The organism is Bacteroides sp. HF-4919 (assembly GCF_018860125.1).
In genome coordinates this window covers 20,904-33,049 of the sequence record NZ_JAHKNF010000001.1, presented here as the reverse complement: position 1 = coordinate 33,049, position 12,146 = coordinate 20,904, and the positions used below count along the sequence as shown (strand labels likewise).

The 12,146-nt window shown below is 42.6% G+C and carries 9 protein-coding genes; 1 reads left to right on the top strand and 8 read right to left on the bottom strand.

Going from position 1 to position 12,146, the window contains the following annotated elements; genetic code table 11:
• Nucleotides 1-5 precede the first annotated feature (5 nt).
• Together KO473_RS00115 and KO473_RS00110 are read right to left on the bottom strand one after the other, a co-directional pair.
• A complete protein-coding gene (locus KO473_RS00115; RefSeq protein ID WP_005820081.1) occupies nucleotides 6-1,670 on the bottom strand; it encodes a long-chain fatty acid--CoA ligase in 1,665 nt (554 codons plus the stop codon).
• 214 nt (nucleotides 1,671-1,884) lie between these two features.
• Nucleotides 1,885-3,351 (bottom strand): potassium/proton antiporter, encoded by a 1,467-nt coding sequence (locus KO473_RS00110; RefSeq protein WP_005820083.1) that lies wholly within the window; start codon nucleotides 3,349-3,351, stop codon nucleotides 1,885-1,887.
• A 172-nt stretch (nucleotides 3,352-3,523) separates the two neighbouring features.
• Here KO473_RS00110 and KO473_RS00105 point away from each other — a divergent pair, with 172 nt between their 5' ends.
• Nucleotides 3,524-4,708, top strand: a complete 1,185-nt coding sequence (locus KO473_RS00105) for a uracil-xanthine permease family protein (RefSeq protein WP_005777463.1) — start codon at nucleotides 3,524-3,526, stop codon at nucleotides 4,706-4,708.
• A 90-nt stretch (nucleotides 4,709-4,798) separates the two neighbouring features.
• Here KO473_RS00105 and hcp read toward each other — a convergent pair whose 3' ends face one another.
• From hcp to KO473_RS00075, 6 genes are all read right to left on the bottom strand, one after another.
• A complete protein-coding gene (hcp, locus tag KO473_RS00100; RefSeq protein WP_122130802.1) occupies nucleotides 4,799-6,430 on the bottom strand; it encodes a hydroxylamine reductase in 1,632 nt (543 codons plus the stop codon).
• 106 nt (nucleotides 6,431-6,536) lie between these two features.
• On the bottom strand, nucleotides 6,537-7,202 hold the full coding sequence (locus KO473_RS00095; RefSeq protein ID WP_122130800.1) for a Crp/Fnr family transcriptional regulator: 666 nt from the start codon (nucleotides 7,200-7,202) through the stop codon (nucleotides 6,537-6,539).
• A gap of 118 nt (nucleotides 7,203-7,320) precedes the next feature.
• Complete coding sequence (locus KO473_RS00090) at nucleotides 7,321-8,634, bottom strand: PAS domain-containing sensor histidine kinase (protein ID WP_005820086.1); 1,314 nt, start codon at nucleotides 8,632-8,634, stop codon at nucleotides 7,321-7,323.
• Nucleotides 8,631-9,962, bottom strand: a complete 1,332-nt coding sequence (locus KO473_RS00085) for a sigma-54 dependent transcriptional regulator (protein ID WP_005820087.1) — start codon at nucleotides 9,960-9,962, stop codon at nucleotides 8,631-8,633. Before KO473_RS00085 ends, KO473_RS00090 begins: the two co-directional genes overlap by 4 nt.
• A gap of 153 nt (nucleotides 9,963-10,115) precedes the next feature.
• Nucleotides 10,116-10,826 (bottom strand): hypothetical protein, encoded by a 711-nt coding sequence (locus KO473_RS00080; RefSeq protein WP_005820088.1) that lies wholly within the window; start codon nucleotides 10,824-10,826, stop codon nucleotides 10,116-10,118.
• A complete protein-coding gene (locus KO473_RS00075) occupies nucleotides 10,801-11,610 on the bottom strand; it encodes a metallophosphoesterase (protein WP_005820090.1) in 810 nt (269 codons plus the stop codon). Before KO473_RS00075 ends, KO473_RS00080 begins: the two co-directional genes overlap by 26 nt.
• Between the last annotated feature and the right edge of the window lie 536 nt (nucleotides 11,611-12,146).

Below are 12,146 nucleotides of genomic sequence, written 5' to 3'. Positions count from 1 at the left end.
TGCTTTTATCCTTTTGCCTCCTGATACATAAATCGTTTGATGCTCTTCTTCGCAGTTTTCTCAAATTCTTCGAAGTGAATCTTTATTTTAGTAATCTGGCAATAAGAGGGTAATTGCTGATTGAGTTCAATCCGGTTGGTTTCCATCATCCTTTCAATATCTGTTTGTGATAGTCCATGTGCAAAGGCATCATCGAAATCAGGGTAGATTAATGCCACAAGTTTATCTTTCTGGAGCAGGACTAATGATTCGGATACATAAGGCATGTTGTTGAATTTACTTTCTATTTCTTCCGGATAAATGTTCTGTCCGCTTGAAGTTAGTAACATGTTTTTACTTCGTCCACGTACTGTGACATACCCCTCCGAATCCATTGTGCCCAAATCTCCGGTATGAAGCCATCCGTTTACATCGATGATTTGTGAAGTCGCTTCCGGATTTTTGTAGTACCCCAACATTAGGTTCATACCCTTACAAATGATCTCTCCGGCAATGCTTTTCGGATCAGGGGAGTCGATTCTCACTTCCATACGGCTGGTTGCTTTTCCGCACGAAGCCTGTTTCAAGGTTTCCCAGCGACTTGAGCAGATAATGGGCCCACATTCTGTCATGCCATAAGCAATGGTGTATGGAAATCCTATTTGTTTAAGGAAGGCTTCCACTTCTGCATTGAACGGAGCTCCTCCGATAATAATCTCATCAAAATTCCCTCCGAAGATTTCCATGGCGGCCTGTCGGGCAGCAGCTTTAATTTTATCATTAACAATAGGTACTCTCAGCAGCAACTTACCTATTTTATTATCCAGTTTGGGGAGAATATCTTTTTTAATAATCTTCTCCACAATCAAAGGTACACAAGCAATCACTTTCGGTTTGATTTCGGCAAATGATTGTGCGATGATCTTAGGAGACGGCATACGCGTCAGGAAGTAAAGATGTGCCCCCGCAGAGAATCCGTAAAGAAAATCGTAGACCATACCGAATACGTGTCCCATGGGAAGCATCGAAACAATATGATCACCTGGTTTCACAGGGAGCATTTCGTGGCAATAGGCAATGTTTGACCAAAGACTACGATAGGGTAACATCACCCCTTTAGAATAGCCTGTTGTTCCTGATGTGTAATTGATAACGGCCAATTCTTCCGGCATATCTTTACGATAAGAGATGTGTTCCGGACGAAAATTCTTGGGATATCGTTGTCCGTATATTTTGTTGCGGTGCTCATGTGCGTACGTCAGTTTATTGTTGCGTGACACAAGTGGGGCAAAATCTGTTAAAGAAGATATACCTTCAAGTAGCGGCATCCGGTCTTCATTAAGGTTTTCCCATACCTGATCACCTACAAAAAGTAACTTTGCTTCGGAATGATTGACAATGTTATGGATATTATCAGCCTTGAATTCGTGCAAAATGGGAACAATAACTGCACCATAAGTCACAGTAGCCAAAAAGGTTACGGCCCAATGAGCGCTGTTGCGCCCGCAGACGGCAATTTTATCTCCAGGCTGAATACCGGCCATTTCTAATATGATGTGAAATTTGGCTATTTTACGGGCTACATCCTTATATTGAAGGGTGATTCCTTTGTAGTCTGTCAGGGCGTTTGCATCCCAGTTTTTTATGATGCTTTGTTCAATATAACCAATGAACCGTTGTTCTTGTTCCATTTTGTAATTTTGCACATTCAGTTAAAAACTGCGCAAAATTAATATTCTATTAACGGAAACCGAATTCTTTCGTAAAGTTTTACGTTAAATTAACGGAGGGATAGATAACTATATTTATTGATTATCTAAAATAGGAGGAACACAGAGATACGTTCTACCAATATCGAAAATGATATGTGGATTTTACGTTCTCTGTGTTTCGTGTCATAACTTTCTATTCATTTTCAACCGCTTCTTTCTTATTTTTTTCTGAGATCAGCAACAGTTTGTCTCCTACGTGTAATTTTAGTGTGCCGTTGGGGATAAGAAATTCATCACCACGTTTTACGATCATTACTAAAGTACCTTTGGGTAAATTCATATCTTTCAGAGTGTCCGCCTCATTCAACATTTCCGTAGTGATGGTCATATCCGAAAGATCAGTATCTATTTCTTCAGGAAGTTCTACACCAAAGTCATTTCCGGTCTTTTCGAGTGGAGTGGACAGATGTAACAAGCGGGCTACAAACGAGACACTTGTTCCTTGCACAATTAATGAAACGATTGTAATGAAGAATACGATATTGAAAATCATATTCGATCCTTCCACGTTTGCCACGACCGGATAAGTTGCAAAAATGATGGGCACAGCTCCCCGCAGACCTACCCACGAAACAAACAGACGAGATTTTAAAGTAATTTTTCTAAAAGGTAACAGACAAAGGAATACGCTTAATGGTCGTCCGATAACGATCATGAATACTCCGATAAGTAATGCTACAATAGCAACTTCAAGCATTTCGTGCGGATTGACAAGTAGTCCCAGCATGAGGAACATGATGATTTGGAATAACCACGTGAGTCCGTCCATAAACGTTGCAATTTCTTTCCGAAAGGTTATTTTATGGTTACCTACCATCATACCGGCAATGTATACAGCCAAATATCCGTTGCCGCGGAGCAGGTCGGTGATGGCAAAAGTAAAGAATACAAATGACAGTAACAGAATGGGATAAAGTGACTGGTTATCGATATTTATTTTATTAAGAATCAGTATTGCCAGCTTTCCCAGTATATATCCGGCGGCTGCGCCTACCAGAAACTGGATGATGAATGAGCCGATAATGGTGCCTGTACCCATACCATCCGATTGGATGAACTGTATCAGGACAATGGTCAGCATATAAGCCATCGGGTCGTTGCTTCCGCTTTCCAGTTCAAGCATGGGACGCAGATTATGTTTCAGATTCATCTTCTGTGAACGGAGGATAGCGAATACAGAGGCGGAATCGGTGGACGACATGGTAGATGCAAGCAGTAGGGAAGTAATCAGCGGGAAATGGATATTCGTCCAACCCATTCCGGAAAGGTACCAAATGAACAGACCTGTAAAAAGAGCTGTGAGGAATACTCCTACAGTAGAAAGTACAATTCCCGGTGACAGGATGGGACGGATTTCTTTGAACTTAGTATCCATACCACCGGAAAACAAGATGACGCTAAGAGCTACCATACCTATAAATTGAGCGACTTTGGCGTTGTGGAACTGTAGTCCTAGACCGTCGCTTCCGAAAAACATGCCTACGAGAAGAAATAATAATAAAGCGGGTACTCCGAAACGATAGCCGGTTTTTCCGACAACAATGCTAACGAATAGTAAGATAGAACCAATGAGTAGAATGTTTTCTGCGGTAAATATCATAAGCAATGAGTGCTGAAGGTTATTAATTTGTTATTTTACATTTCACTGTGCGAAGTTACTTAAATTATGTAACAAATAGAAATCCTCTTTGGATGTATTTATGTCCCAAATTGCCGTAAAATAGTTTAAAAATGTTATTTTTGCAGCCAAAATAATATCATTCTATATCTATATGGATTCAAATCATCTTTCTCCTTTACGTAAGGGCGTGGTAGGAGTACAGTTTCTTTTTGTGGCTTTTGGCGCTACTGTTCTCGTACCTTTATTGGTCGGACTTGACCCCTCTACAGCCTTATTTACGGCCGGTATCGGTACACTTCTTTTTCATTTGGTAACAAAGGGGAAAGTTCCTATCTTCCTGGGCAGTAGCTTTGCGTTTATTGCTCCCATTATTAAAGCAACCGAATTATACGGACTCGCCGGCACGCTTTCCGGAATGGTGGGGGTTGCATTGGTATACTTTGTCATGAGTGCTTTGGTCAAATGGCAGGGAATCAGACTGATTGAACGCCTGTTCCCTCCGGTGGTTATTGGTCCGGTAATTATCTTGATCGGGCTTTCACTTGCCGGAACCGGAGTCAATATGGCAAAAGAAAACTGGACTCTTGCATTACTTTCATTACTGACTGCCGTGGTTGTATCTATCCGTGCTAAAGGATTATTGAAGCTAATACCTATCTTTTGCGGAATTATCGTGGGGTATGTTGCCGCATTAGTCTTTTATGATGTCGACCTGTCGGGAGTGAGAGATGCAGCATGGTTGGGCTTTCCGCAGTTTGTATTTCCTAAGTTCTCCTGGGAGCCTATTTTGTTTATGATGCCGGTAGCGATTGCTCCGGTGATAGAACATATCGGTGATGTGTATGTAGTAAATACTGTAACCGGAAAGGACTATGTGAAAGACCCCGGATTGCATCGAACGCTCTTGGGAGATGGTTTGGCCTGTCTTTGTGCAGGCTTGTTGGGAGGTCCTCCTGTGACTACATATTCGGAAGTAACCGGAGCGATGTCACTTACCAAGGTGACAAACCCTCAGGTTATACGAATTGCTGCGGTCACGGCAATCCTGTTTTCAGTGATCGGCAAAGTCAGTGCTTTGCTAAAGTCTATCCCTTCGGCTGTATTGGGAGGAATCATGCTGCTTCTTTTCGGTACGATCGCTTGTGCGGGAATTGCCAATCTTGTCAATAATTGCATTGACTTGAGCCGGACGCGCAATATCATAATTGTTTCTCTGACCTTGACAATAGGTATAGGCGGAGCCGTGTTGACATGGGGAGAGTTTTCATTGTCAGGAATCGGTCTCGCTGCATTGGTAGGAGTAGGGTTGAACCTGGTGCTCCCGAGAGAAGAGTGATAAACGATGAAGGGTAAACGATAAACCGGTTGTGTGCCATGGGCAAGAGTCCTCCGTTTATCGTTTACTGTTCATCATTTACCGTTCATATCATGCCAGGAACCTTGCAATATCTTCGTCTGCTGTGCTGATACCTCCGATTCCGAAGTTATCGATCAGTACCTGTTTTACGTTAGGTGATAAGAATGCAGGAAGTGTCGGGCCCAAATGAATCTTTTTCACCCCAAGTGCTAACAAAGCCAGCAGAACAATAACGGCTTTTTGTTCATACCACGCAATGTTATAAACGATTGGCAGATCATTGATATCTTTTAGTCCGAATACTTCCTGCAATTTCATAGCGATGATAGCGAGCGAATAACTGTCATTACACTGTCCGGCATCCAGTACTCGGGGAATGCCGTTGATGTCTCCTAAAGGCAACTTATTATATCGATATTTGGCACATCCTGCTGTCAGGATCACTGTATCTGCGGGAAGTTTCTCTGCAAACTCTGTGTAATAACTGCGACTTTTCATTCGGCCGTCACATCCGGCCATGACGAAGAACTTGCGGATAGCACCGCTTTTTACTGCTTCTACCACCTTATCGGCCAATGCGATTACTTGGTCATGGGCGAATCCGCCTACAATCGTACCGTTTTCTATTGCTACCGGTGGTTGGCAACGTCGTGCATGTTCAATGATGATGGAGAAGTCTTTGGGCTTTCCGTCTTTACGTTCGGGGATGTGGATAGCACCTTCCAAACCGGTAGCTCCCGTTGTGTAAATCCGATCTTTATAAGTGGCATTCGGGCGAGGTGGAACGATGCAATTGGTAGTGAAGAGGATGGGACCGTTGAAACTCTCAAATTCCTCTTTTTGCTTCCACCAGGCATTGCCGTAGTTTCCTGCTAAATGCTTGTATTGCTTCAGCCGGGGATAATAATGTGCCGGCAGCATTTCACTGTGGGTATAAATGTCTATACCGGTACCTTCTGTTTGCTGTAGCAATTCTTCTATATCTTTCAGGTCATGCCCGCTGACAAGGATACCCGGATTGTTCCGGACGCCAATATTCACTTCAGATATTTCCGGATTTCCGTAATGATTGGTGTTGGCAGTATCAAGCTGGGCCATTGCCTGTACCCCATAATTTCCGGTAGTGAGTGTGAGGGCTATCAGTTCATCTACCGTAATATCTTCGCGGGTCAGTTCTGCCAGTGCGTGTTGCATAAAAGCAAATATTTCCGGGTTTTCGTATCCTAAGTTATAGGCATGTTCTACATATGCCGCCATACCTTTAATGCCATAGTGAACCAGTTCTTTCAGTGAACGGATGTCTTCGTTCGGAGTGCGAAGTACGCCTACAGTTTGGGCTTTTTCTTCAAACTCTGATTCATCGCCATACCAGGTACATTCATCGGGGACGGACTCGATAGTAACCTGACTACCTAAATCTTTTTTAAGTTCGAGGCCCTTCTTTATTTTTTCAATAATGGCCCGTTTGTCAAAATTGGCGTTTGTAATAGTGACAAACAAGGCATCGAAGATGAACTTATCTGCCTGGGCAGAAGAACGTCCTTCTTTGCGTAATGCCTCGTTGTAGACTGCGATTCCGCGTACAACAAAAAGCAAGAGGTCTTGCATATTGGCTACTTCGGGAGTTTTCCCGCATACTCCGCTAAGGATACAGCCTGTACCTTTTGCGGTTTCCTGACACTGATAACAGAACATACTCATAATTCTTACGTATTAATTGGTTTCTTAATTGAAGGCAAAGATAGGTGGAGGATTTGAGGTAGTTCTGTAACCAATGTTACAAACAATAGAAAAAAGATTGGAGATTTTATTGTATCAACTGCATTAAATCTTCTTTTCTCAGGATATGCACTAATTTCCGGTCTGTTCTGATCAGGCCATCATCCTGCATGTGTGCCAGTTCGCGTGCCAGTGAGGGGCGTGACACTCCGAAATAATCGGCCAATTCTTGCTGTGAGCGATCGAGTAGTATAGGATTTCCCTCCTGCTGTTTTGAAATCCGGAGTAGGTACGAGGCCAGTTTTTGCCGGATCGTCTTGAAAGACATAAAAAATAGTTTGTCGGCAAGTGTCCGGGCATAATTGGCCGAAAGGTTCATATAGTTTTCTAAGAATCTCTCATTTCTCCGGAATAGCTTCAGTACACTTTCTTTAGGAATTTCAAAAATCTCAGTAGCTTCGTTTGCTGTGACCTCTACCGGGTAACGATTGTCGGCACCAAACAAGAAAAGTGGGGCTATCGCACGAGGGGCGATAATATCTTCCACTTTAATCAGCCTGCCCGAATAATCGATCATTTCTCCCCGGACACTGCCCTTTAGCAATATCATCAGCCGGTTGCATACGTCACCTTGTCTGGCAAGAATGTCACCTTTACGGAACATACGGAGGTGAGAAACGATTCCGTCAAAGTCACGGGATAGCGTTTCGGGCGAAATTCCGTGGAATAAAGGGTTGTTAGCAAGATAGGTCATGGCTTTAAAGATTGAATTGATATATTATTAATAACAGGAATCTTTTCTCATTGTTTGCCGGCAACTGTTGCTATTGCGTTGCTAATAATACTGATATGGCATTTTGGAAACAATGGTTTTACTTAAATTTCAGCACAAATTTAGTTTCTTTACCCGGTAATAAGGTGATGCTTCCTCCGGACAGACGCATGATCTGGCGAGAGATACTAAGTCCGATGCCGCTACCTCCCTCTTTGGTCGTAAAGAATGGGATGAAGATATGGTCTGCTATTTCCGGGGGAATGGCGGGACCATTGTTCTTGATCTCTATCAGTACCTCTTCCGAATCGTTACAACGGGCACTGATTTCTATTTTTCCGCCAGCTTGTGTACCGATAGCTTGAATTGCATTTTTGAGCAGATTGATGACAACTTGCGAGATCAGATTTTCATCGGCATAAACAATTAAGTCGGCAGGAGAAATATTTGTATGAAACGTGATATTTTCGCAAGTGTTCTGATGCCGTGCCAGTTCTACCATGCGATCGATGAAGGCTTTTACATAAAACAAAGATGGTTCGGGAGTGGGGATACGGGTAAAACGTCGATAAGACTCTACAAAAGCTAATAACCCTTTCCCTGTAGTGCTGATGGTCTGGAGACCGTTGCGTATTTCTTCGTCATGGGTATCGGAAAGTGAGAGCAGGGTATCGCTCAGTGAAGTGATGGGAGTTACCGAATTCATTATTTCGTGAGTCAATACACGCGTCAGGCGTATCCATGAATCAATTTCCTTTTCGTCCAATTCACTGTTGATGTCGCTGAGGGCGAGGATGCGTAAATGTTCTTTGCGTATTGTAATATCCGATACGCGAATGGAAAGATTGACTGTGCCCCGTTCATTATTAAAAGTTATCTGTAGTTTTTCTCCGGTACGGCAGAATTCCACCTTTTGCATCAATGTCACATCTACTTTACTCAGTTGGCGGATGTGAGTAAGTACATTCAATCCTAACAGACGGAGTGCTTCGTTATTTTTTTGATAGATGGCTCCGTTATCGTTGAGCACTAATACTCCTGTGTTTATACAGTCAAGAATAAGTTCATAGTACTTCTCTTGTTGTGCTGTTTCTGATTTTACATTATATAATATGTGTCCCACCCGGTTCAGTGCACGATTGATGTCCCGGGTTTCGGGTGTGGTGTTTTCTTCCGGGAAGTGAATGGCATTGTCGTTGTTCTCAAGCGCATCGATCATGAAAAGAACCCGCTTGGTATGGATGCGGTATAGAGATAATTGCCACCAGATGCTGAAGATTAAAAAACAGAGGCTCAATATCATCCAAACGAAGTCTCTGTTTGAGTAAAACAGAGCCGCTGTTATGGCAAAACAGAGGCTCACTCCAAGGCGGAACCAATATCGTTCGGTAAGTAGTCTGATGTGAGTCTTCATAAGCCGAACTTTTTCATTTTATTGTATAGTGTCTGGCGGGTGATTCCCAATTGGGAAGCTACTGCCGAAAGGTTGCCTCCGCATTTATCCAATGCCTTCCGGATCATGGCTTTTTCCATCTCCTCAAGTGTGGAAGCTTCGGTTTGCTGTATTTCTGTTTTTTGTACCAATTGAAACATTTCGGCAGGTATCGAATTGCCGTCACAGATGATGACTGCTTTTTCGATGGCATGTTCCAGTTCCCGGATGTTGCCGTACCAGGAGTGTGCGGTCAGCTTTTCACAAGCAGATGCAGTCAGGCTGATGGGAGCTTTGTCGTATTGTTTACAGAAACGTGTAATGAAGCGTTCGGCCAGTGGGACAATATCTTCCCTGCGATTACGCAAAGGCGGAATCTCTACATGAATGGTGTTGATACGGTAAAGTAAGTCTTCGCGGAACTCTCCTTTATCAACCATTCCCTGTAGATTCCGGTTGGTAGCACAAATCAGCCGGATATCTACAGGAACAGGTTCGTTACTACCTACCCGTACGATACTTCTTTGTTGGATGGCTGTCAACAGTTTGGCTTGCAGGTGGTAGGGGAGGTTCCCGATTTCGTCAAGAAAGAGAGAACTATGGTTGGCTGCTTCAAATTTACCCGTGCGGTCGGCATGTGCATCGGTAAAAGAACCTTTCACATGTCCGAAAAGCTCGCTTTCGAATAAAGACTCGGTAATTGCCCCCATGTCTACGGAGACCATCGTTTCTTTATAACGGGATGACAGGGCGTGAATCTCCCGGGCGAGCATTTCTTTTCCGGTGCCGTTTTCTCCCGTAATCAATATGTTGGCATTGGTTGTAGCTACTTTTTCTACCAGCATGCGAAGTTGTTGCATAGCACTGCTTTTACCCCAGTACATGGCAGCTATAGAAGGATTTTCTTTCTTTCGGTTTTTCTTTTTGCCTTCTTTGACCTGTGAAGCAGCGTTTAGCAGAGTCTCGACTAACTTTTGGTTATCCCATGGCTTTACGATAAAGTCGGTAGCGCCCTCTTTGATACCTCGTACAGCTAAATCAATATCGGCGTATGCGGTGAAAAGTACTACCGGGAGATTGGGGTATTGGCGTTTGATTTCGTGCAACCAGAATAGGCCCTCGTTGCCGTTGTTGATGCCGGAAGTGAAATTCATGTCCAATAAGACGACTTCCGGATTTTCTTCTCTCAGAACAGATGACAAGCTGACTGGTGAAGAGAGGGTGATGGCTTTCGAAAAATGATTTTTCAGTAATAGCTGCACTGCTGTCAGTACTCCTTTGTTATCGTCAACAATGATAATGGTTCCCATTTAGAAGATTGAAATTTAATTGTTAGCGGCAAAGTTAATAACAATTCTCTATTACAGAGGATCAAAATGAATCTAAATCCGGGAAATATCTTATTATCTCCCCTCCTGACAGGAGAAAGAGGGGAGATAAAATTTTATCTTTTGTTTATGTCGTTATAGCCACTGGAATTTTAATCCGAAAGATAGGCTTAAATAGTCACGTGCCCGTAAGTAACGGTTTGTGGCACGGCTTATCAGCAGCAAGTCGCAAGTACTCAATTCATAAAAGAGTGTGACAGACTTGGTAAAGAAACGGCGGTCTTTATCTATGTTATAGGTTAACCGTTGTCCCAGAAAGATGTGGGTACGGATTTTGGAAGAGAAGCCATAGTACCCTTCCGGATAGCGGCTGGGTTCTTTTACCCAGAACTCGTGTCCGAATACCGTATTAAAGTAGAGCCCGCATGACAGAGGTTCCGTAGAAAAGCCTTTCCCCAACTCAAGACTCCAAGGCATATAGTTTTGCTTGAGGGTCATAGTCAGTTTCGTGCGATGTGAGTCATGTTTGGGAATAAATCCCAGAAAAAGGTCGGTTTCCCACTGATCCCTCCGTCCGTAATCCCATCCGGTTCCGAAAGAGAACATGCCCATATTTCCGGCAAACTGTATTTTATTGTGAGTCGGTATCAAAGAGTTCCATCCTTTCCGGAAACGGTGGATGCGTTTATCATATTTGCTGGGCTCCGATTTGGAGACCAGAACAGTATCTTCGGTTTCTTCTTCATCACTTTTGTCTGCCTGTGCCAAAGCGTCTTCCGGACAAGACAAGAATAGTGCCAATACAGTGTAAAGAGTGTATTTAAAATTCAACCACTTCATAATCATATCCTTCAGGTTTTATGGTGAATACTAAATAACTGCGGTTTTTCATACAATTGCTGCCGTAATACATTACTCCGTCCTCAAATACATCCGAAGCACTGATACGATGCTCATGGGCTACAGTACAGAATTGCAGGGCTGGAAATTGACGTATATACATTTGAAAGATCTTGGCTACATTGTTATTAAACTGGTCGCACAAAGGGCGGGCATGCATGCAAAATACCGTCTTGTCAAACTCGTCCGAACGTTCTGTCAATTCCGCTTCGATAAAATTGAAATCCGGAATCGGATCGGAGTAATCATATTCCATTGCATTCGTATTGAGGCATACAAACTTTACTCTTCCTGCGATAAATGAAAAATTAGTATCTCCAAATATCTTCCTGAATGCTTCTTCTCCTGTTCCCAAACAGTCATGATTACCAATCAAGGCGACATACGGCACATTTAGTTTGTTCATGATATCTCTTTGCCATAGAAATTCGTCTGTTAGTCCGAAATCGCTCAGATCGCCTCCATGCACTACAAAGTCGATGTCGTTTCGTTTATTTACGGCATTTACAAAGTCTACTGTCTCGTCATACCATCGTTGCGAGTCACCCATAGCTATAAAGCGGATAGTGGTCTTATTCAGACATTTGGCTTCTATTTTTTCAATGTTTTTGTTATTAATATCTCTTTCGCCTTTGATTTTGACATCGTAGGGATGGTAGTCTATCATGTCGCAACCGGTAAGTAACAAGCAAGAGAGAAAGATTCCGATCATTCCTTTTTTCTTATCCATAAACTATTCTTTTGAATTGAAAACTCGATGCAAAGATAGAGTTTTCTTCTCGATAAGCAAATATTGTTGTCTGCAAAGAGTGAGAGCCTGATTGAATTTCGCCCGATAAAACCAATTTAAATCCACACTTTCCGATTGACATTATGGAAGTAATATCCTAAAATCCATATCAAGAAATTGCAAAAAGTCTTTTTAGACTAACTGTTCATTTCTCTAAAAACAGTGAAACAGGAGTGAATCGGCAAGTCATATATAAATATTGGGACTGTTTATTGTCTGAAATCCGAAAGCCGTCAACAGGAAGTTAACATCGTAAAAACAAAGAACAGACTTCTTGGCGATAGAAAGTTAATATCCTGAAAGCAAGAAGTTAACTTCCTGCTTTCAGGATATTAACTCTCAGAAAGAAAATCAAGGGCAAGCCGTAGGAAAGAGAATAAATCGCCCCTTAAAAAAGAGCATTTTCTTTTGGAATCCAATCACAAATGAACATTATGCGAATATCATTTTAAAATCACATTGCTGTTTTGGCTTTT